Genomic DNA, 21,344 nt, shown 5'->3' with positions numbered 1-21,344 from the left:
GCGCGCTCACCGGGCCGTGGTTCGGTTCAGATGCGTTCGATGATGATCGCAGGCGCCATGCCGCCCGCGGCGCACATCGTGATCAGGCCATAGCGACCGCCCGAGCGCTCGAGCTCATCGAGTGCGGTGCCGATCAGCATCGATCCGGTCGCACCGATCGGGTGGCCCAAGGCCATCGCGCCGCCGTTGATGTTGACCTTCTCGCGGTCGAGATCGAGATCGCGGATGAACTTTTCGGCGACCACCGAAAATGCCTCGTTGATTTCCCACACGTCGATGTCGTCCTTGGACAGGCCTGCGCGCTCCAGCGCCTTTTTCGCGGCGGGGACGGGCGCGTTGAGCATCAGCGTCGGGTCATCGCCCATGTTGACATAGGTGACGATCCGCGCGCGGGGCTTGAGCCCGTGCTTGTCGGCATAATCCTTCGAGGTGATCAGCACGGCAGCGGCGCCATCGACCACGCCCGAGCTGTTGCCCGCATGGTGCATATGCTCGATGGTGAGATCGGGATAGCGCCGGTTGATCTGCTTGCGGAAGGTGGTGCCGCCGATCTCGAAATCGGCCATGCCGGCAAAGGCGGGCTTCAATGCGGCAAGGCTTTCGGCGGTGGTGTCGGGGCGGGGGAACTCCTCGCGGTCGAGCGCGATGCTGCCGTCCGGGTTATACACCGGGACTACCGACTTGTCGAACCGGCCCTCGGCGATGGCGCGCGCAGCGCGCTGCTGGCTGACCAGGGCCAACGCATCCAATGCCTCGCGTGAAATGCCTTCCATCGATGCGATTGCATCGCCGCACACGCCCTGGTGCGACTGCGGGTGCAGTTCGTCGAGCGCGGGGTTGTGCGATCCCATCAGCGGCGGCGGCATCCCGGCATTGGCTTCGGCAGCGCCCACGGTCTGGGTGTAGCTCATCATCTCGGTGCCGCCTGCGATCACGCAATCTTCCATGCCTGACATCACCGCTGCGGTCGCGAGGTTCACTGAGGTGATGCCGCCGCCGCAGAAGCGGTCCAGCGTCATGCCGCTGGCCTTGACATCATAGCCTGCTGCGAGCGCGGACATGCGGCCAAGGTCGCCGCCCTGCTTGCCCTTCTGGGTCGAGGTCGACCAGATGACATCGTCCACGGTCGCGGTATCGAGGTGGTTGCGATCCTTGATCGCCTTGAGCACGGTCGCGGCCAGATCCTGCGGGTGCAGGTGCGACAGCGCACCCTTGCCGGGCTTTCCGACCCCGCGCGGGGTGCGGACAGCGTCGATGATATAGGCGTCGGCCATGCTGGTATCCTCTCGGGTCTGGTTGATTTAACCGATCAGTTAAACCATCCCAAGGGCGCCAGCAAGCGTCAATTCAGGGCTTCGAGCTTCTCGTTGCATTCCAGCCAGGCAGCTTCTGCCTCGGCGAGCAGTTCGCCCAGCCGTGTGCGTTGCCGCGCCAGTTCGCTCATCGTCAGCTTGGCGTGTTCGGGCTTGGCGGAAGACGGATCGAACATCGCGCGGTCGATGTCCGAACACTGCGCCTGCAGCTCGGCCACGGCCTTTTCCGCTGTCTTGACCTTATTCTCCATCTTGCGGATCTGGTCGCGGTGGAAGGCGTCGGCCTTCTTGTCCTTCTTGGACATCTTGGGCTTGGGATCGCCCTTGGGCTGGTTGATGCCCAGCACGAAGTCCATGTAGTCGCGCATCGAGCCGTTGTACTCGGTCGCGGTGCCTGCATCGACCAGCACCAGCCGGTCGGCGGTCAGTTCGACCATGTGACGGTCATGGCTGATCAGGATCACCGCGCCGTCATATTCGTTGAGCGCCTGCACCAAAGCCTCGCGCGCATCGACGTCCAAGTGGTTGGTCGGCTCGTCGAGGATCAGCAGGTGCGGAGCATCGCGGGTGATCAGCGCGAGCGCCAGCCTTGCGCGCTCGCCGCCCGACAGGGTGCCGACGCTCGACATCGCGCGGTTGCCCGAAAATCCGAAGCGGCCCAATTGCGCGCGCACGGCAGCAGGCGTCTTGCCCTTCATCGCGCGAGTCATCTGCTCGAGCGGGGTGCTGTCGGCCTCGAGCTCCTCGACCTGATACTGGGTGAAATAGCCGATCTGCATCTTGCCCGCGGTTTCCATCGCGCCTTCGAGCGCGGGAAGCTGCGCGGCGAGCAGGCGGGCGAGCGTGGTCTTGCCGTTGCCGTTGCGGCCCAGCAGCGCGATCCGGTCATCGGGATCGATGCGCAGATTGAGCCGCCGCAGGATGGGATTGTCCTCAGCATAACCGACCGCTGCCAGATCGAGCGTGATCAGCGGGGGCTTGAGCTCGGACGGGCTGGGGAAATCGAACGACAGGCTCGGATCTTCCATCAGCGCGGTGATCGGCTGCATCTTGGCGAGCATCTTGGCACGCGACTGCGCCTGCTTGGCGGTCGAGGCGCGGGCGCTGTTGCGCGCGACATAGTCCTGCAATTTGGCGCGCTGGGCGTCCTGCGAGGCCTTGGCGGCGGCGAGCTGCGCGGCGCGTTCGGCGCGCTGGCGCTCGAAGCTGTCATAGCCGCCGGGATACAGCGTCACCTTCCCGCCCTGCAGATGCAGGATGTGGTCGACCACGTTGTTGAGCAGATCGCGTTCATGGCTGATCACGATCAGGGTCGCGGGGTACGCCTTGAGGAAGTTCTCGAGCCACAAGGTCGCTTCAAGGTCGAGGTGGTTCGAGGGCTCGTCGAGCAGCAGCACGTCGGGCTGCGAGAACAGCAAGGCGCCCAGTGCAACCCGCATCTTCCAGCCGCCCGAAAAGCTGTCGAGCGGGCGGTTCTGCATCTCGTCGTCGAAGCCCAGCCCGGTGAGGATGATCGCGGCGCGCGACGGGGCGCTGTAGGCGTCGATAGCGAGCAGCCGTTCGTGGACATCGCCCAGTCGGTCGGGATCGGTGCAGGTCTCGGCCTCTTCGAGCAGGCTCGTGCGCTCCACATCCGCGGCGAGCACGGTATCGAGCGGGGTCATCGCTCCGTGCGGCGCTTCCTGCGCGATATAGCCAAGTTTGGCGAGGCGCGGCATCTCGATCTCGCCGTCATCGGGCTCGAGCTCGCCGATCATCACCTTCATCAGCGTGGACTTGCCCGCGCCGTTGCGCCCGATCAGGCCGATGCGGCCGCCGGGGGGAATGGCTGCGGTTGCGCCGTCGAGGATCGTGCGGCCACCCAGCCGGACGGTGATGTTGTTCATTGCGAGCATGCACGCGCGCCTACCAGCCCGCAGCGCATTAGCCAAGCGGGGCGTTGCTGCATTGCAGCGAAAAGCCGCGATCAGCTTGCGGCCGGATGAACGGGGCGTGCCGGCTGATACACTTTGCGACACTTTTGTGCCCGATCCGGCAAAGCTGTGCGACAATGCGCCTCTAGAACGGGTCTCAAGGAAGTCGTCCTGGCCTCATCCCCCCCTTTGCACCGGTTGGGGCGGCTTCCTCCCCCTCAGGAATTGAACATGAAGGAATATCCCATGAAGAAGACCCTTATCGCAGGTGCCGCGCTGGCCGCGATGCTCACCGCCAGCATGGCTGTCGCGCAGCCCGCCGGTGGCAAGATGCGCGGCCCCGATGCCAATCAGGACGGCGTGATCACCCAGGCCGAGGTCCGCACCCAGGCGCAGACGATGTTCGCCCGGATGGACGTCAACAAGGACGGCAGGATCGACAAGGCCGATCGCGAAGCGCGTCAGGCCGAGCGCTTCAAGAAGCTCGACACCGATGGCAGCGGCGAAGTCAGCCTGGCCGAAATGACCGTAGCGCGCGAAGCCCGCGAGACGAAACGCGCCGAACGCATGAGCATGCGCGCCGAAGCCGGCAAGGGCGAGCCCGGCGCTCGCCAGGGTGGCAAGTGGCGCGGTGGTCCCGGCAAGGGCATGCGCGGCGGCCATGGTGGCGGCCATGCTCGCATGATGCGTCTCGACACCAACAAGGATGGCGCGATCACTATGGCCGAGTTCGAGGCCGGTGCGCTGGAGCGGTTCAAGCGCCAGGACACCAACAACGACGGCCAGGTGACCAAGGCCGAGCGCGATGCTGCGCGCGAAGCGATGAAGCAGCGCTGGCAGGAAAAGCGCGCCAAGCCGGCGGGCTGATTTTTCCAGCCTTTGACGATCTTCCGGCTCCGGTGCAGGTTCCCCGCTGCACTGGGGCCGGTTGCCATTGATCCTCGTAACCGGCACATGCTGATCCACCATGAATGACTTGCCCCACATCCTGCTCGTCGACGACGAGCCCAGCTTGCGCGAACCGCTCGCCGAATATCTGGTGGGGCAGGGCTTTGCCGTGACCGAGGCTGGCGATGCCGCCAAGGCGCGCACGCTGATGCGCGACCAGCGCTTTGCCATCTTGCTGCTCGACATCATGATGCCTGGCGAGGATGGCCTCAGCCTGTGCCGCCATGTCGCGGCGCAATCCGAAATCCCGGTGATCCTGATCACCGCCAAGGGCGAGGCGATGGACCGCATCATCGGGCTGGAGATCGGTGCCGACGATTATGTCGTCAAGCCGTTCGATCCGCGCGAGCTGGTGGCACGCATCAAGACCGTTCTGCGCCGCGCCGCGCGCGTCCCGCAGACACCCGAGGACGAGGTCCAGGGGTTCGAATTCGACGGCTGGCGGCTCGACACCGTCAAGCGCCGCCTGACCGATCCCGATGGCGCGCTGGTGCCCATCTCCACCGCCGAGTTCAAGCTGTTGCAGGTGTTCTGCGAGCACGCCGGGCACGTGCTCAACCGCGACCAGCTGCTCGATCTTGCGCATGGCCGCGAGGCGCACCTGTTCGATCGCGCGATCGACAACCAGATCAGCCGCCTGCGCAAGAAGGTCGAGGCCGACAACCGCACCCCGCGGCTGATCAAGACCGTGTGGGGTGGCGGCTATACGCTCGCCGCCAAGGTCCGCCGTCTGGCGACCCCCGATACGCCATGAATATGCTCAAGCGGCCCAGTTTCAAGCGGTTGTGGCCGTCCAGCCTTGCCGGCCGCCTGCTGCTGACCATCGCGCTAGCGCTGCTGGTGGGGCAGCTGCTCAACGCGGTACTGCTGGTGCGGGCGCAGCGCGATCAGGCGATGGACCGGGTCGCGGCGGAAGCGGCGGTGCGGCTGATCGCTTCGACCGACCGGCTGGAGCAAGGCAGGCCGTTGCGCGAGCAGCGGCTCGGCCGGATGGGCCGCGCGCCCGGCCTCAGGATGCGGCGCACTGCGCTCGATCCGGTCAGCCCGATCACGCCTGCGATGCAGGCGATGCCCAAGATCGAACAGCGGTTGAACGCCATCCTGCCGAGCTATGGAGTCAATTATCGCGATATCCGGGCTGCAGCCATGCCCGCACCGCCCCGGCCGCGCCGCATGGACCGGCTGGCGGCGGAAATCGGCGGGCGCGATGACGAACGCATCCGCCAGCTCGCGGTGATCGCGATCGAGCGTCCCGACGGCCAGTGGCTCAGCGTGCGCGTTCCGGTGGCCGAGGCGTCGAATCGAATCGGCGTGACCATCATCGCGCAGACCGTGGTGCTGTATCTGGTGATGCTGGTGCCCCTGGTGTGGCTGACCCGCCGTATCGCGCGCTCTATGGGCGCGCTGCGCGATGGCGTGGCGCAGTTCGAGCAGACCCAGCAGGCCCAGCCGATTGAGCCTTCGGGGCCCAGCGACCTTGCCGATCTCACCCGCTCGTTCAACGCGATGAGCGCGCGGATTTCCGCGATGCTCAACGAGAAGGACGTGATGCTGGGCGCGATCGGGCATGATCTCAAGACGCCGCTCGCAGCGCTTCGGGTGCGGGTCGAATCGGTGCCCGATGACCGCCAGCGCTCACGCATGGTCGCCAGCATCGATGATATCACCCGCACGCTCGACGACATCTTGTCGCTGGCGCGGATCGGACGCACCGGCGAGGCGCCCGAGCCGGTCAATCTGGTCGCGCTGGTCGAGATGATCGCCGACGAGTACCGCGATCTGGGGCAGGACGTGGAGCTGGCCGAGTGCGAACGCATCGTCGCGCCGCTGCAACTCACCTGGATCCGCCGCGCGCTGCGCAACGTCATCGGCAATGCGGTGCGTTACGGGTCACGCGCGCGGATCAGCATCGCGCGGCAGACGTCGAGCGTGGCAATCACCATCGACGATGATGGCCCGGGGATCGCCGACGATCAGATCGAGCGGATGTTCGAGCCCTTCACCCGGCTGGAAGCCTCGCGCAACATGGCAACCGGCGGCACGGGGCTGGGGCTGACACTCGCGCGCGCGGTCGCGCACCAGCATGGCGGCTCGCTGACCGTGCAGAACCGCCGCGGCCCAGGCGGCGCGATCGAAGGCCTTCGCGCAGTGTTGACGCTGCCGGTGGGCTGAGGTTTAGCGTCTAAACTCCGTCATTCCCGCGAACGCGGGAATCCCGCTGTTGCGCTCGGGCAGTGCTGGTAGCGGGACCCCCGCCTCCGTGGGGGTGACGAAGAACTTTGTCTGCGCAGTGTGCTTCCACGACCCGCAACACACCTTCCCCTTCACGCACCCACCCGCTAGAGCATTGGCATGACGCACAGCCCTCCCACCACCGCCTATCCCGCCACCCGCCTGCGCCGCACGCGTTCTACGCGATGGAGCCGCGACATGGTCCGCGAGACCAGCCTGTCGCCCGCCAATCTGATCTGGCCTTTGTTTGTGACCGAGGGCGAAGGGGTCGAGGAGCCGATCGCCTCGCTGCCCGGCGTCTCGCGCTGGTCGGTCGATGGCATTGTGGAGCGCGCGAAGGAAGCGGCCGAGGCGGGGATCGCGTGCATCGCTCTGTTCCCTAACACCCAACCCGAACGCCGCAGCCAGGACGGCGCCGAAGCGCTCAACCCCGACAATCTGATGTGCCGCGCGATCCGCGCGATCAAGGCCGAGCTTGGCGACCGCATCGGCGTGCTCACCGATGTCGCGCTCGATCCCTATACCGCGCACGGCCAGGACGGTCTGGTCGATGAGGAAGGCTATGTGCTCAACGATGCCACGGTCAAAGTGCTGGTCGGCCAGGCACTCAACCAGGCGGCGGCAGGCGCGGACATCATTGCGCCATCGGACATGATGGATGGACGCATCGGCGAAATCCGCGCCGCGCTCGAGGCGCACGGCCATCACAACGTCCAGATCATGAGCTATGCCGCCAAATACGCCAGCGCGTTCTACGGCCCGTTCCGCGACGCGGTGGGCTCGTCTGGGCTGCTCAAGGGCGACAAGAAAAGCTATCAGATGGATCCGGCCAACGGCGACGAGGCGCTGCGCGAGGTGGCGATGGACATCGCAGAGGGCGCTGACAGCGTTATGGTCAAGCCGGGGCTCCCGTATCTCGATATCGCGGCACGCGTGAAGCAGACCTTCGGGCTGCCGACCTATGCCTATATGGTCTCGGGCGAATATGCGATGATCGAGGCAATGGCAGCCGCTGGCGCGGGCGACCGCGATGCGGTGGTGCTCGAAAGCCTGCTTGCCTTCCGCCGCGCAGGGTGCAGCGGGATATTGACCTATCATGCGCTCCACGCGGCCAGACTGCTGGCGAAGGGTTGAGGGCATGCACGACGTTTCCATCATCAGCCTGCACGGCAAAACCCCGCGGATCCACGACAGCGCGTTCATCGCGCCGGGATGCCGGATCATCGGCGATGTCGAGATCGGCCCCGATGCCAGCATCTGGTACAACTGCGTGATCCGCGCCGACGTCAACCGCATCGTCATCGGCGCGCGGACCAATGTGCAGGACGGTACCGTCATCCATTGCGACAGCCCGCGGCCCGGTCAGCCCGAAGGCTTTCCGACGCTGATCGGCGAGGATGTGCTGATCGGTCATATGGCGATGATCCACGGCTGCGTGCTAGAGGATCGCGCGTTCGTCGGCCTGGGGTCGATCGTGATGGACGGCTGCCGCATCGGCGGCGATGCCATGCTGGCGGCGGGCGCGATGCTCACCCCTGGCAAGTCGATGCCCGGTGGGCAGCTCTGGGGCGGGCGCCCGGCGCAGTTCATGCGCGATCTGCCCGAGCCTGCCATCGCCGGAATGCGGATCGGCGTGGCGCATTATGTCGAAAATGCCCGGGCGCACAAAGCCGCCGTTGACGGATCCTGATCCGGAAAGACACGAGCCATGTCGCCTGGCCTGATCGAACATCTGCCATGGATTTGCGCGCTGGTCGCCACGTTGGCGGCGCTCGAGCTGCTGCGCCGTCTGCGCAAGGTGCTGCGCGAAAACCTGGCGCTGCAGCGCGACCGCAACCGGGTGACGCTGTCGCTCGATCTGGCGCTCAGCGTCGGCCGGATCGGCAACTGGCAGTTCGAACGGTCGGAAACGTCGCTGCACTGGTCGGACGAGGTGTTCGCCATCCACCAGCGTGACCGGCGGCGCGGCCAGCCCGGCCTGCAGGAGGCGATCTGCTATTACCACCCCGACGACCGGTTGAAGGTCGCCGATGCCGTCCAGCGCTCGCTCGACCATGGCGAGGACTATGATTTTCGTGCGCGCATCATCACCGATGCCGGAGAAGTGCGCGAGGTGATGTCGCGCGGAACCTGCCGCTATGGCCGCGATGGCACCACGATCGGCGTGATCGGCTTCATCATCGATCTGACATCCGGGCCGGTGGGACAGGACTGAGGATCCAGCTCAGCTCGTCCGGTAGTTGCGCGGGGGCACGAACCGCTCGCCGCGTGCCCGCGCCTGCATCGCCTCGTCGGCGATCGCGGTCTTGCGCTCGACCGCGGCGATGCGCGACTGGCGCCGTCGCGTCAGCCCGCCGCTTTCCTCGGTCAGCGCCATTGCGACCTTGCGGATCTGGTCGCCGCGCGTGCCGATCAGCAACGCGAGGAAAACCGAGGCGAGCGAGATGGAGAGGAATGAAATGAACACACTGTCTGGCGACATGCTGACCCCCTTTGGCGCTGAAGTTCAACAAGATGTGCGCATTGCTGGTTAAGCGCCCCTTGGCAGCAAGGGTTAAGAGGACGTTGACGACAGATTTATCTTCTCTTTACCTCTCGCGGGCTCGTGGGTCATGCACCAACACCAGCTCCGCCGTGAAATGAAAGCCCGCCATGCCCACCCAGATCGCGCCCACCGTGCTGCTGCTTGCCATATCGAACATCTTCATGACCACCGCTTGGTACTGGCACCTCAGGGGCGGGACAGAGGCCGCGGCGGCACGCCCGATCTTCTGGGTGATCGCGATCAGCTGGGGTATTGCGCTGGTCGAATACTGTTTTGCGGTTCCCGCCAACCGCATAGGCTTTGCGCATGGCTGGACGCCGGGTCAGCTCAAGATCGTGCAGGAGGCGCTCGCGCTGACCGTGTTCGGCGTGTTCATGGTCGCGGTGCTGGGCGAGGCGCTCAGCTGGCGGCATCTTGCGGCCTTTGGCTGTATCATGGCAGGGGTGGGTTTCCTGTTTGTTGGCAAATAGCCGTTACCGCCGCTGCGTGCGTTCCCACCTCGCATCCGTTTCCGCATTCTCTCCCTTCCTCAAAGCACAGGACCCTTCATGCCCGACAGCTACAGCCTGACCCTGTCCTGCGCCGACCAGCCCGGAATTGTCGCCGCAGTCGCCGGGTTCCTGGCCGGCAACCACGCCAATATTCTGGAATCGCAGCAGTATAACGACCGCATCGAAGACCGGTTCTTCATGCGGGTTAGCTTCGAGCTGCTTTCAGGTGCCGGGTCGATCGAGGCGTTTCGCGCCGCCTTTGCCGAGGTCGCCGCGCGGCATGGCATGGAATGGTCGATCCGCGACATGGCGCAGCCGCGAAGGGTTCTGCTGCTGGTGTCGAAGTTCGATCACTGCCTGGGAGACCTTCTGTATCGTTCGCGCATCGGCGAGCTCAACATGGCGGTGACGGGAATCGTCTCCAATCATCCGCGCGAAGCGATCAGCCACACGATGATCGGGGATATTCCCTATCACCATCTGCCCGTGACCGCGGCGACCAAGCCCGCGCAGGAAGGCGCGATCCGCGCGATCATCGAGCAGACCGACACCGAACTGGTGGTGCTGGCGCGCTATATGCAGATCCTCTCGGACGAGATGGCCCGGTATCTGTCGGGGCGCTGCATCAACATCCACCACAGCTTCCTCCCCGGCTTCAAGGGAGCCAAGCCCTATCACCAGGCGTGGGAGCGGGGGGTGAAGATCATCGGCGCCACCGCGCATTATGTCACCGGCGATCTCGATGAAGGCCCGATCATCCATCAGGACGTCGAGAACATCAGCCACAGCGACACCCCCGACGATCTGGTGCGCAAGGGACGCGACATAGAGCGTCGCGTGCTCTCGCGCGCGGTGCGGTTCCATCTGGAGGACCGGGTGCTGGTCAACGGCAGCAAGACCGTGGTTTTCCACGACTGAATTGCGTCGGGCTAGGGAACCGTTAACCCCCCGGAGCGATCATGCCGTGTGGCCAGATCAACCCCCAGAATATCGCCCAGCGCAGACCAGGGCCATGCCCGCATCTTCGTGCTCGCGCTGCTGTTGGCGGCGCTGGCAGGCTGGAACCTCAACGCCTGGCTGGTGCCGGTGGAGGAGAGTGGGATAGCCCCCGCCATCCAGCCTGAAACACCCGACCCCTGGGCGCAATCGCGCGAGCAACGCCATCTGCTGGAGGTGCAGGAGGATGCGCCCGAACAGGTGGCGCAGTTTGCAGGCGCGCCGATCGTCAACGCCCGGCCCGACACGGTCTCGGTCCGGTTCGGCATCTGCGGCGGTGGCGCGCGGGTCACCTGCGTGGTCGATGGCGACACCATCTGGCTGCGCGGGCAGAAGATCCGCATCGCCGATATCGATACGCCCGAGGTGTCCTCGCCGCGCTGCCCTGCAGAGCTCGAGCGCGGCAGGCTGGCGACGCAGCGGATGGTCGAGTTGCTAAACGCAGGGCCGTTCACGCTCGAACCCGGGGCGAGGGCGCAGGACCGCTATGGCCGGGCGCTGTTTGTCGTGACACGCGCAGGAGCCAGCGTGGGCGGCGCGCTGGTCGATGAAGGGCTGGCGGTGTGGTACGGCAACGGCCGTCCCGACTGGTGCTAAACGCGCGCTAGATCGGGGCCCTGTCGGGCCTGCGCCGGGCGTTGGAAGGCATGTCGAACAGCACGCGGCGCTGCTTGAAATCGATCATCATCCGGCTGAACAGCCGCAGCGTACCCATGCCCAGCAGCAGCGCGGGAGTCTTGTCCAGACCCAGCTCGGCAAAGGCCTGCGAATCGGCGAACACGATCGGCACAAATTCGAACTGCGCGCGCCCGATCCGGAAATCGTTCGCCAGCCCCGAGTTGACGGTCACCGACTGGCCGGTGACCGAGACCAGGCTGCCCTGTTCCTGGGTCAGCTTCTTGCCGCTGCCCAGCCGCCGCAGCAGCGCAAGATTGCCGATGTTGGACTCCGCGCCGGTGTCGATCACCACGCTGATCCTTTTGCCCCCCAGGGTAGCATCGGTGAAGATCAGCTGGCCCGAACGGCGGCGCGCGGTGACGATGATCTCGAAGTCGCTGGATACGGCGCGCTTGCGGACATCTTCTATGCTGATCGCGTTGGTGGTGAAATCGAAGAGGATGCGCTGGTCCTGCAGGCCGTCCAGCCCCAGGATGCCATCCGCACCGATGTGATGCGCCTCCAGGATCGGCGCGACCACCTCGCCGTAATTCTGCCGACCCAGCGTCAGGTCGGGGACATAGACCGTCTCCACCATCTTGCTGCCCGCGATGCTGACTAGCCGGGCGATCTCGGCGAACTTGAGCATCAGCTCGCCTGCAATGTCGCGCGAGACGACGGTGCGTTCGGACCCGGTATCGATCAGGAAGGAGAACGGGCCGCGGCCATCGATGCTTACCGGCACGGTCATGCGATCGGCACGGTCCTGTGCGATGCTGACCACCTCGGCGCCCGCACTCACGGCATTACCCTCCAGCGCGCCCACAGTGGCATTGGCGACACCCGGAGCAGCGGGGACCGATGGCGCCGGGCTCGATTGGGCTGCCGCAGCGGATGCGCACAGCGCGAAGGCAAGGGCCAGCGCACCGGGCAGGGGGCGTAAGGTCATGGCTGCGATCCTCTCCCGCGCCCGTTTCAGGCCGGGCACTGGCATGAGATTACCACCAGCGGTGACCGCCCGCAATCAATCGCCGCGCATCGCGGTGGCGGCAAGGCTCTCGGCCTCGGTCAGCAGCGCATCGTCGGTCGATCCTTGCGCCACGCTCTCGCGCCCGATCATCACCAGCACCGGCACCGCGAGCGGGCTTACGCGTTCGAGATCGATATGCAGCATCGTGCCTGCCGCGCGGTCGAGCAGATCGCCCAGCCGCCCGACATCGGTCATCCGCGCGCGCGCATCGGCCCAGGCGGCCTCGAGCAGCACATGGTCGGGCTCGTACTTGCGCAGCACATCGTAGATCAGGTCGGTCGAGAAGGTGACCTGCCGCCCGGACTTCTTCTTGCCCGGATGCTGGCGCTCGACCAGCCCGCTGATCACCGCGACCTCGCGAAAGGCGCGCTTGAGCAGGTAACTGTTCTGCACCCAGTCGGTGAACTCGTCGGTGAGGATATCCGCCGACAGCAAGGCGCCGGGATCGCTGATCGGCTTGAGGCCCCACACCGCAAGCGCATAATCGTTGGCGACAAAGCCCATAGGCTGCAGCCCGCGATCCTCCATCCGCCGGGTGAGCAGCATGCCCAGCGACTGGTGCGCGTTCCATCCCTCGAACGGGTAGCAGACCATGTAATGGCGCCCGTGGTGCGGGAAGGTCTCGACCAGCAGCTGATCGGGCTCGGGCATCGCCGAGCGCCAATCCTGCATCTCGAGCCACTCGCGTACGTCATCGGGGAAGCGCGGCCAGCTCGCGCGGTCGGTCAGGAAGCCGCGCACGCGCTGCGACAGATGCGTGGTCAGCGGCATCCGCGCGCCGTTGTAGCTGGGGATCTGCGAGGCCTTGGCCGACGCCTTGACCAGCAGGTCCATGTCCTTGATCCGCTCGACCTCGAGCCCCATGCCTGCGAACACGAAGGTGTCGCCAGGCGCGAGCTGCGCGGCGAAATTCTCCTCGACCTTGCCCAGCGAACGCCCGTTCTTGAAGCGCACCTCGAGCATCGGGGTGTCGACGATGATGCCCGCATTCAGGCGATATTGCGCGGCAAATTTGGGATGCGCGAGCCGCCATGTGCCATCGGCCAGCCGCACCAGCCGCTTGAACTTGTCATAGGCCTTGAGCGAATAGCCGCCGTTCTCGACAAAGCCGAGCACCCGCTGAAACGCGGCGCGGTCGATGCCGCTATAGGGCAGGGCGGACTGCACCTCGTCGAGTAGAGCATCCTCGTGGAACGGCCCGGCGCAGGCTGCGCCCATGATGAACTGCGCGAGCACGTCGAGCCCGCCGGGGCGGAAGCTTTCGCCATCGCGCTGGCCTTCGGTGACCGCATCGAAGGCCGCCTGGGCTTCCAAATATTCGAAGCGGTTGCCGGGGACCAGGATCGCGCGGCTGGGGCAGTCGAGCCGGTGGTTGGCGCGGCCGATCCGCTGCAGCAATCGCGACGATCCCTTGGGCGCGCCCATCTGGATCACGCAATCGACATTGCCCCAGTCGACCCCCAGATCGAGGCTGGCGGTGGCGACCAGTGCGCGCAATTCGCCGCGCGCCATCGCGCCTTCGACCTTGCGCCGCGCCTCGACCGACAGCGAGCCGTGGTGGATGCCGATCGGCAGATGCGCCTCGTTGAGTTCCCAGAGCTTCTGAAAGATGAACTCGGCGAGGAAGCGCGTGTTGCAGAAGACAAGCGTGGTCTTGTTTCGCGCGATTTCCTCGAGCACCTGCGGCACGGCATAGTTGCCGCTGTGCCCCGCCCAGGGAACGCGATCATCGGTAATAAGGATCGACAGGTCAGGCTCCGCGCCGGGCTCGCCCTCGACCAGGGCTACGGTATCGATATCGCCATATGGCGCGAGCCACGCGCGATAGGCGTCGGCATCGGCGACCGTCGCCGACAGCGCAACCCGACGCAATTTGGGCGCGATCGCCTGCAGCCGCGCGAGCGAGAGGTTGAGCAGGTCGCCGCGCTTGCCGGTGGCGAAGGCGTGAACCTCGTCGACGATCACGGTCTTCAACCCTGCAAACATTTCGAAGCTCTCGGGGTAGGACAGCAACAGGCTGAGCGATTCGGGTGTGGTCAGCAGGATATGCGGCGGACGCGCGCGCTGGCGCGCCTTGCGGTCCGATGGCGTGTCGCCGCTGCGGGTCTCGATGGTGATGGGCAGCCCCATCTCGGTCACCGGGGTCAGCAGATTGCGCTGCACGTCGTGCGCCAGCGCCTTCAGCGGCGAGATGTAGAGCGTGTGCAGCCCGTCATGGCTTTGGCCGTCGGTGAAATCGGCGAGCGTGGGCAGGAACCCCGCGAGCGTCTTGCCCGCACCGGTCGAGGCGACCAGCAGCGCGTGGCGTCCTGCGTCTGCCTGCTCCAGCATCTCCATCTGATGCCGCCGGGGTGCCCAACCGCGCTGCCCGAACCAGTCGGTGATGATTTGGGGCAGCGCCATGGCTGCGGATATAGGGGGAGAGGGGGGCGAACTAAAGGGGCGGCCTTCTGTCATTCGCCCGTGGGGGCAGGAGCAATCCGCGCCGCGGCCTTATTCCAGCGCGGTGATGATCGCCGAGAAATCGAGCCCCTGCGCGTCGGCTTCCACGAACGCGGCGTAGATCGCCTCGGCGCGCTCGCCCATCGGCACCTGCGCGCCATTGGCCTTGGCCGCCTCGAGCGCAAGCCGCATGTCCTTGAGCATCAGCGCGGCGGCAAAGCCACCCGCATAGCCGTTGTCCGCCGGACTGGCGGGGCCGACGCCGGGCACGGGGCAATAGCTCGTCATCGACCAGCTTTGCCCCGAGGCCTTCGACGAGATGTCGTAGAAGGTCTGCAGATCGAGCCCCAGCTTCTTGGCCAGCGCAAAGGTCTCGCAGGTCGCGGCCATCGTCGCACCCAGCAGCATGTTGTTGCAGATCTTCGCGGCCTGGCCTGCGCCATTGTCGCCTGCGTGGATCACCGCCTTGCCCATGTCCGAAAGGATTGGTGCTGCGCCCGAGAAACCGCCCGAGCTGCCGCCGACCATGAAGGTCAAAGTGCCGCCATTGGCCGCCGCGATTCCGCCCGAAACCGGCGCATCGACCGCCTCGAGCCCGCGCTCCTTGGCGGCTGCTGCGACCTGCCGCGCGGTGTCGACGTCGATGGTCGAGCAATCGATCAGCAGCGTGCCGCGCTTGGCCGCGCCGAACACGGTGTCGTTATAGACCGATGCGACATGCTTGCCTGCAGGCAGCATGGTGACGATGACATCGGCATCGCTGACCGCCTGCACCGGATCGGACACGGGATGGCAGCCCGCTGCGCCCGCGCGCGCCAGCGCCTCGCCCGAAAGATCGAATGCGATGACCTTGTGCCCGGCCTTGGCGAGGTTCGCCGCCATGCCGCCGCCCATATTGCCCAGGCCGATAAATCCGATCGTCGTCATGCTGTCTCTCCGTTGTCCGAAACCGCGTTAATGCGCGCTTCGATCAAATCCCACCTGTTGCCATACAGGTCTGCAAAAACCACCACCCGGCCATAGGCTTCCTTGCGCGGAGTCTCGGCAAACTTAACGCCTGCCGCGAGCATCCGTGCATAATCGCGGTCGAAGGCGCGGGTGTGCACGAAGAACGCGACGCGTCCGCCCGCTTCCTTGCCGATAGCTGCGGTCTGCTCGGGCGAGGTGGCGCGCGCCAGCAGCAGTTCGCCGCCGTCGCGTCCACCCACCCGGACCCAGCGCTTGCCGCCGCCCAGATCGCTGTCTTCGAGCAGTGTCCAGTCCAACGCATCGACGAACCAGGAGATGGCTTCGTCATATTCCCGGACCAGATAGGCGGTGTACGCAAGCCGCACGCGTTTAGCCCCTCATTCAACCCATCGTCGGGATGACGAAGGCATTGCCGCCGTCGACCGCGCCATCGGGCCAGCGCGAGGTGATCGTCTTGACCTTGGTCCAGAACTTCACGCCTTCCATGCCGTGCTGGTTGGTGTCGCCGAACGCGCTGCGCTTCCAGCCGCCGAACGTGTGGTAGGCGACGGGCACAGGGATCGGCACGTTGATGCCGACCATGCCGACATTCACGCGAGCCGCGAACTCGCGTGCGGCGTGGCCGTTGCGGGTGAAGATCGCGACGCCGTTGCCGTACTGGTGCTTGCTGGGGAGCGCGACGGCCTCCTCGAAATCGGCGGCGCGGACGATCTGGAGCACGGGGCCGAAGATCTCTTCCTTGTAGCTGCTCATTTCGGTGGTGACATGGTCGAACAATGTCGGGCCGACGAAGAAGCCGTTCTCATGCCCCTGAAGCGTGAAGCCGCGTCCATCGACGACCAACTCGCCGCCTTCATCGATGCAGGTCTGGATCCAGCCTTCGACCTTGGCCTTGTGCGCGGCGGTGACGACGGGTCCGTAATCGGCATCGGGATCGGACGACACGCCGAGGCGCAGCTTTTCGATCGCGGGGATCAGCTTGGCGCGCAAGCGGTCAGCGGTCTCGTCGCCCACGGGGACGACCACCGGAAGCGCCATGCAGCGTTCGCCTGCTGAACCGAAGGCCGCGCCTGCGAGATCCTTGACCACCTGGTCGAGATCGGCATCGGGCATGACGATGCCATGGTTCTTCGCGCCCCCCATTGCCTGCACGCGCTTTCCGGCAGCAACACCGCGCTGGTAGAGGTAATGCGCGACATCGGACGATCCGACGAATGACACGCCCGCGATGGCCGGGTGATCGAGGATCGCGTCGACCATTTCCTTGTCGCCATGCACCACCTGCAAAATGCCATCGGGCAGGCCAGCTTCGCTCATCAGTTCGGCAAGACGCACCGGTACCGAGGGGTCACGCTCGCTAGGCTTGAGGATGAAGGCGTTCCCGGTGGCAATCGCGGGGCCGAACATCCACATCGGGATCATCGCGGGGAAGTTGAACGGGGTGATGCCGGCGCCGATGCCGATCGGCAGACGCATCGAATATACGTCGATGCCCGGGCCCGCGCCATGGGTGTATTCGCCCTTGGAGGCGTGCGGGATGCCGCAGCAGAATTCGATGACTTCCAGACCGCGCTGGATATCGCCCTTGGCATCAGCATGGACCTTGCCGTGCTCGCTCGACAGCAGGGCTGCGAGTTCATCGATATTGGCTTCGACCAGCGCCTTGAAGTTGAACATCACGCGCGAGCGGCGCTGCGGGTTGGTTGCGGCCCAGGCGGGTTGCGCGGCGAGCGCGGCATCGACCGCGGCGTCGAGCACCGCCTTGTCACCCAGATCGACCCTGGCCTGCACCGAGCCGCTGTTGGGATCGAAGATGTCGGACTGGCGGGGGCTGGCGGGGGCAGAAACGCCGGTGGCCAGACGGTGGGTGACGGTGCGCATGGTCGCTCTCCTGTAGGTGCTTGTCGCTTGGACAGCGCAATAGCCTCTGGCATTCATGCAATCAATTGCGTAAAAACGTCACAGCGGGCTGCATAAATACAATGGCCACAAGAGGGTTCGCATGACACGGCATGGCTTATGAACTGGGATGATCTGCGCATTTTCCTGATGCTGGCGCGCGCCGGATCGGTGGCGGAAGCCGCACGGCGGCTGGAGATCGACCCCACCACCGTCGCGCGGCGGCTGGCGCGGCTGTCTGGCGACCTGCAGTCCACGCTGTTCGAGGCAAGCGGCAAGGGCATTGCGCTCACCGAGCACGGGCGCAAGCTGCTGCATTATGCCGAAGGCGCCGAGCAGGCGCTGGTGGATGCGCGCACCGAGCTGACCGGCGAGCAGACGGTGTTTGCCGGCACCATAAGGGTGAGCGTGGCGGAAGGCTTTGCCGCCTGGGTGATCAGCCACAACCTGGCCGAGTTTCACCGCCTTCACCCCGCGATCCGCATCGAGCTGGTGGCCACCAACGGCTTTCTGAACCCGTCCAAGCGCGAGGCGGATCTGGCGATCATGCTGTCACGCCCGACCGCGGGGCCGTTGAAGGTGCGCAAGCTGGTGGACTATCAATTGGGGGTCTATGCCGGCCGCGATTACATCGCCGCCGCCGGACCGATCGCCAGCGTCGACGACCTGCGTCGCCACCCGCTGATCGGCTATATCCCCGATTTCATCTATGCCGACGAACTGCGCTATCTCGACGAAATCGGCCCAGGCCTTGAGCCGGTGCTGACCAGCTCGAGCATCAACGTTCAGCACAGCCTGATCGCGTCGGGCGCCGGGGTGGGGATCCTGCCGTGCTTCATGGGCGAGCAGAACGTGCGGCTGGAGCGGGTGCTGGCGGATCGGGTCGCGATCCACCGCAGTTTCTGGCTGGTGGTGCACCGCGACATGCGCAAGCTCGCGCGGGTGGATGCGTTCATCGGCTGGCTGGACGATGTCGCGCGGCGGATCGCGCCGCTGACGGGCGAGGACGCGTCACCAGTACGATGACGCGTCCGCCGTGTCGGCCTGCAAAGGCCGTCAGATGTGGATCGGCTTGCCCTGAACCGCCATCGCGGCTTCCTTGAGCGCTTCGCTGTGCGTGGGGTGCGCGTGGCAGGTGTAGGCGATGTCCTCGCTGGTGCCACCGAACTCCATAGCCTGTGCCGCCTGCGCGATCATGGTGCCGCCCAATGACGCGATGATCCACACGCCGAGCACGCGGTCGGTCTTGGCATCGGCGATCACCTTCACCATGCCGTCGCCTTCATGGTTGGTCTTGGCGCGCGAATTGGCCATCATCGGGAACTTGCCGACCTTGATCTCACCACGCTCCTTGGCCTGCTCTTCGGTGAGGCCGACGCCGGCGATCTCGGGCATGGTGTAGACCACGCTCGGGATGATGTCGTGGTTCACGATACCGGTGAGCCCCGCGATGTTCTCGGCCACCGCGATGCCTTCGTCCTCGGCCTTGTGCGCGAGCATGGGTCCGGGAACGACATCGCCGATCGCCCAGATACCGGGGACCGAGGTGCTGAAATCATGATCGATCTCGACCTGTCCGCGGCCATTGACGGCAAGGCCGGCCTTGTCGAGCGCGAGGCCGTCGGTATTGGGACGACGGCCGATCGAAACCAGAACGACGTCGGCCTCGATGATTTCGGTGTCGCCGCCGGCTGAGGGTTCGACCGACAGCATCGCCTTGCCGCCTTCGACACTAGCACCGGTGACCTTGGTCGACAGCTTGAACTCGATGCCCTGCTTCTTGAACACCTTGAGCGATTCCTTGCGGATTTCGCTGTCCATGCCGGGCAGGATCATGTCGAGATATTCGACCACGGTGACCTTGGCGCCCAGGCGCTTCCACACCGAGCCGAGCTCGAGCCCGATCACGCCGCCGCCGATGACGATCATGTGGCCGGGAACTTTGGCAAGCTCGAGCGCGCCGGTGGAATCGACGATGATCTGGCTGTCGTTATCGACCGTGATACCGGGCAGCGGGGTTACCGACGATCCGGTGGCGATGACGATGTTCCTGGCGCGATAGCTCTTGTCGCCCACGGCCACCGTATCGGCGCCGGTGAACGCGCCGCGGCCCTTGATCCACTCGACCTTGTTCTTCTTGAACAGATATTCGATTCCGCCGGTCAGCCCCTTGACCGCATCGCGGCGCTGCGCGTGCATGGTTTCGAGGTCGAGCGTGACCGATCCCTTGATGCCCAGCTTGGCGAGCTTGCCGCTAGCGGCTTCCTCGAAAAGCTCGGACGCGTGCAGCATCGCCTTGGACGGGATGCAGCCGACGTTGAGGCAGGTGCCGCCCAAAGTCTCGCGGCTTTCGATGCAGGCGGTCTTGAGGCCGAGCTGCGCCGCACGGATTGCCGCGACATAGCCACCGGGACCGGAACCGATCACCAGAACGTCGAAATCATAGTCAGCCATTTTCAAACTCCATCGTGCGCCGGATTTAACCGGGCTACGTTTGCAATTCCATCCCCGTCATTCCCGCGAACGCGGCAAGCCCGCCTTGCGATGCCGGAGAGAAAAAGCGGGACCCCCGCCTGCGCGGGGGTGACGCAAGAAGGAATTGCAGCTTCCCGCCCACGCCGGACACGCTATCAAAGATCGATAAGCAACCGCGTCGGATCCTCGATCGCTTCCTTGATACGCACCAGGAAGGTCACCGCCTCACGGCCATCGATCAGACGGTGGTCGTAGGACAGGGCCAGATACATCATCGGGCGCGCCTTGATCTCGCCATTGGGCATCACCACCGGGCGCTGGTCGATGCGGTGAAGGCCGAGCACTGCGCTCTGCGAAGGGTTGATGATCGGGGTCGACATCAGCGAACCGAACACGCCGCCGTTCGAGATGGTGAAGGTGCCGCCCATCATCTCGTCCATCTTGAGCGTGCCGTCCTTGGCGCGCTTGCCGAAGTCGGCGATGGTCTTTTCGATGCCGGCAAACGACAGCGTTTCGGCATTGCGGATCACCGGCACGACCAGGCCGTTGGGCGCGCTTACCGCGACCGAGATGTCGGCGTAGTTGTGATAGACGATCTCGTCGCCCTCGATCTGCGCGTTGACCGACGGGACATCCTTGAGCGCAAGGCACGCGGCCTTGGCGAAGAAGCCCATGAAGCCCAGGCGGATGCCGTGCTTCTTCTCGAACAGGTCCTTGTACTTGTTGCGCGCCTCGATGACGGCGGTCATGTCCACGTCGTTGAACGTGGTCAGCATCGCAGCGGTATCCTGCGCGCTCTTGAGGCGCTTGGCGATCGTCTGGCGGATGCGGGTCATGCGCACGCGCTCGGTCTCGCGACCGGCAGCGCCGCTGGCGGTGGGTGCGCTGGCAGCGACAGGCGCGGGCGCTGCGGCGGGAGCAGGCGCAGCCTTGGCGGATTCAGCCGCAGCGAGCACGTCTTCCTTGGTCAGACGGCCATCCTTGCCGGTTCCACGGATGCCGGTGGGGTCAAGCCCATGTTCGAGCACCAGACGGCGCACCGCAGGCGACAGGCTCACCGGCTCGCCCGAGCTGACCGACGGGGCAGGCGCAGGATCGGCCTTTGCAGCGGCGGGGGCAGGGGCAGGGGCGGCGGCAGGGGCCGGAGCAGGCGTCGCGGGCGGCGACGCTGCGGCGGCGCTTCCAGCCGCCTCGATCATCGCCAGCAGCGCGCCGACCTGAACGGTGTCGCCAGCGGCATACATCTGCTGGCCCATCACGCCTGCCGACGGCGCGGGGACTTCGACCGCGACCTTGTCGGTTTCCAGGCTCGCGATCGCCTCATCGGCGGCGACCGCATCGCCGGGCTTCTTCAGCCACTCGCCGATGGTGGCTTCGCTGATCGATTCACCCAGAACGGGGACTTTGACTTCGATGCTCATGGTTCACAAACCT

At 65.6% G+C, this 21,344-nt stretch carries 20 protein-coding genes; 10 read left to right on the top strand and 10 right to left on the bottom strand.

The annotated features are described in order from the left end of the window. Nucleotides 1-26: 26 nt before the first annotated feature. Nucleotides 27-1,274: an acetyl-CoA C-acetyltransferase gene (locus tag B5J99_RS17600; RefSeq protein WP_117353149.1), complete on the bottom strand. Its 1,248-nt coding sequence runs from the start codon at nt 1,272-1,274 to the stop codon at nt 27-29. A 68-nt stretch (nt 1,275-1,342) separates the two neighbouring features. After that, nucleotides 1,343-3,208 (bottom strand): ABC-F family ATP-binding cassette domain-containing protein, encoded by a 1,866-nt coding sequence (locus tag B5J99_RS17595; RefSeq protein WP_117353148.1) that lies wholly within the window; start codon nt 3,206-3,208, stop codon nt 1,343-1,345. Between the two features lie 264 nt (nt 3,209-3,472). Here B5J99_RS17595 and B5J99_RS17590 point away from each other — a divergent pair, with 264 nt between their 5' ends. From B5J99_RS17590 to B5J99_RS17565, 6 genes are all read left to right on the top strand, one after another. Beyond that, nucleotides 3,473-4,093, top strand: coding sequence for an EF-hand domain-containing protein (locus tag B5J99_RS17590; RefSeq protein ID WP_245991681.1), 621 nt, complete (start codon nt 3,473-3,475; stop codon nt 4,091-4,093). Nucleotides 4,094-4,193: 100 nt separating this feature from the next. Continuing rightward, nucleotides 4,194-4,928, top strand: coding sequence for a response regulator (locus B5J99_RS17585; protein WP_117353146.1), 735 nt, complete (start codon nt 4,194-4,196; stop codon nt 4,926-4,928). Beyond that, nucleotides 4,925-6,346: a sensor histidine kinase gene (locus tag B5J99_RS17580; protein WP_162892650.1), complete on the top strand. Its 1,422-nt coding sequence runs from the start codon at nt 4,925-4,927 to the stop codon at nt 6,344-6,346. Before B5J99_RS17585 ends, B5J99_RS17580 begins: the two co-directional genes overlap by 4 nt. Nucleotides 6,347-6,526: 180 nt before the next feature. Next, nucleotides 6,527-7,540 carry a porphobilinogen synthase gene (gene hemB / locus B5J99_RS17575; protein WP_117353144.1) on the top strand — a complete coding sequence of 338 codons (1,014 nt, stop codon included), beginning with the start codon at nt 6,527-6,529 and terminating at the stop codon, nt 7,538-7,540. Nucleotides 7,541-7,544: 4 nt separating this feature from the next. Further along, nucleotides 7,545-8,096 (top strand): gamma carbonic anhydrase family protein, encoded by a 552-nt coding sequence (locus B5J99_RS17570; RefSeq protein WP_054134754.1) that lies wholly within the window; start codon nt 7,545-7,547, stop codon nt 8,094-8,096. Between the two features lie 18 nt (nt 8,097-8,114). Beyond that, nucleotides 8,115-8,621, top strand: coding sequence for a PAS domain-containing protein (locus B5J99_RS17565; RefSeq protein WP_117353143.1), 507 nt, complete (start codon nt 8,115-8,117; stop codon nt 8,619-8,621). Nucleotides 8,622-8,630: 9 nt separating this feature from the next. On the opposite strand, the gene B5J99_RS17560 is transcribed toward B5J99_RS17565, so the two are convergent. Beyond that, complete coding sequence (locus B5J99_RS17560; RefSeq protein ID WP_054134752.1) at nt 8,631-8,888, bottom strand: hypothetical protein; 258 nt, start codon at nt 8,886-8,888, stop codon at nt 8,631-8,633. Between the two features lie 170 nt (nt 8,889-9,058). On the opposite strand from B5J99_RS17560, the gene B5J99_RS17555 reads away from it, so the two are divergent. The 3 genes from B5J99_RS17555 to B5J99_RS17545 all read left to right on the top strand — a co-directional run bounded on the left by B5J99_RS17555 (nt 9,059) and on the right by B5J99_RS17545 (nt 11,035). Beyond that, complete coding sequence (locus B5J99_RS17555; RefSeq protein ID WP_117353142.1) at nt 9,059-9,421, top strand: DMT family protein; 363 nt, start codon at nt 9,059-9,061, stop codon at nt 9,419-9,421. A 78-nt stretch (nt 9,422-9,499) separates the two neighbouring features. Further along, nucleotides 9,500-10,360 (top strand): formyltetrahydrofolate deformylase, encoded by an 861-nt coding sequence (gene purU / locus B5J99_RS17550; protein WP_117353141.1) that lies wholly within the window; start codon nt 9,500-9,502, stop codon nt 10,358-10,360. Between the two features lie 48 nt (nt 10,361-10,408). Beyond that, on the top strand, nt 10,409-11,035 hold the full coding sequence (locus B5J99_RS17545) for a thermonuclease family protein (protein WP_245991680.1): 627 nt from the start codon (nt 10,409-10,411) through the stop codon (nt 11,033-11,035). A 7-nt stretch (nt 11,036-11,042) separates the two neighbouring features. Here B5J99_RS17545 and B5J99_RS17540 read toward each other — a convergent pair whose 3' ends face one another. From B5J99_RS17540 to B5J99_RS17520, 5 genes are all read right to left on the bottom strand, one after another. Beyond that, complete coding sequence (locus tag B5J99_RS17540; RefSeq protein ID WP_162892649.1) at nt 11,043-12,044, bottom strand: retroviral-like aspartic protease family protein; 1,002 nt, start codon at nt 12,042-12,044, stop codon at nt 11,043-11,045. 75 nt (nt 12,045-12,119) lie between these two features. Continuing rightward, entirely contained in the window at nt 12,120-14,528 is a 2,409-nt protein-coding gene (locus B5J99_RS17535) for a ligase-associated DNA damage response DEXH box helicase (protein ID WP_117353139.1), read from the bottom strand. A 90-nt stretch (nt 14,529-14,618) separates the two neighbouring features. Next, complete coding sequence (gene mmsB, locus B5J99_RS17530; RefSeq protein ID WP_117353138.1) at nt 14,619-15,494, bottom strand: 3-hydroxyisobutyrate dehydrogenase; 876 nt, start codon at nt 15,492-15,494, stop codon at nt 14,619-14,621. Next, entirely contained in the window at nt 15,491-15,901 is a 411-nt protein-coding gene (locus B5J99_RS17525) for a VOC family protein (protein WP_117353137.1), read from the bottom strand. Before B5J99_RS17525 ends, mmsB begins: the two co-directional genes overlap by 4 nt. 16 nt (nt 15,902-15,917) lie before the next feature. Then, nucleotides 15,918-17,417: a CoA-acylating methylmalonate-semialdehyde dehydrogenase gene (locus B5J99_RS17520; protein WP_117353136.1), complete on the bottom strand. Its 1,500-nt coding sequence runs from the start codon at nt 17,415-17,417 to the stop codon at nt 15,918-15,920. A 138-nt stretch (nt 17,418-17,555) separates the two neighbouring features. Here B5J99_RS17520 and B5J99_RS17515 point away from each other — a divergent pair, with 138 nt between their 5' ends. Next, complete coding sequence (locus tag B5J99_RS17515; protein WP_117353135.1) at nt 17,556-18,461, top strand: LysR family transcriptional regulator; 906 nt, start codon at nt 17,556-17,558, stop codon at nt 18,459-18,461. A gap of 30 nt (nt 18,462-18,491) precedes the next feature. Here B5J99_RS17515 and lpdA read toward each other — a convergent pair whose 3' ends face one another. Together lpdA and odhB are read right to left on the bottom strand one after the other, a co-directional pair. Then, nucleotides 18,492-19,889: a dihydrolipoyl dehydrogenase gene (lpdA, locus tag B5J99_RS17510; RefSeq protein ID WP_117353134.1), complete on the bottom strand. Its 1,398-nt coding sequence runs from the start codon at nt 19,887-19,889 to the stop codon at nt 18,492-18,494. Between the two features lie 176 nt (nt 19,890-20,065). Next, nucleotides 20,066-21,331, bottom strand: coding sequence for a 2-oxoglutarate dehydrogenase complex dihydrolipoyllysine-residue succinyltransferase (odhB, locus tag B5J99_RS17505; protein ID WP_117353133.1), 1,266 nt, complete (start codon nt 21,329-21,331; stop codon nt 20,066-20,068). Nucleotides 21,332-21,344 lie beyond the last annotated feature (13 nt).

Origin of the sequence: Blastomonas fulva (assembly GCF_003431825.1) — a bacterium.
In the GTDB taxonomy this organism is placed as follows: domain Bacteria; phylum Pseudomonadota; class Alphaproteobacteria; order Sphingomonadales; family Sphingomonadaceae; genus Blastomonas; species Blastomonas fulva.
Note: the sequence above shows the minus strand (reverse complement) of the source record. Positions and strands in the feature narration are given on the sequence as shown.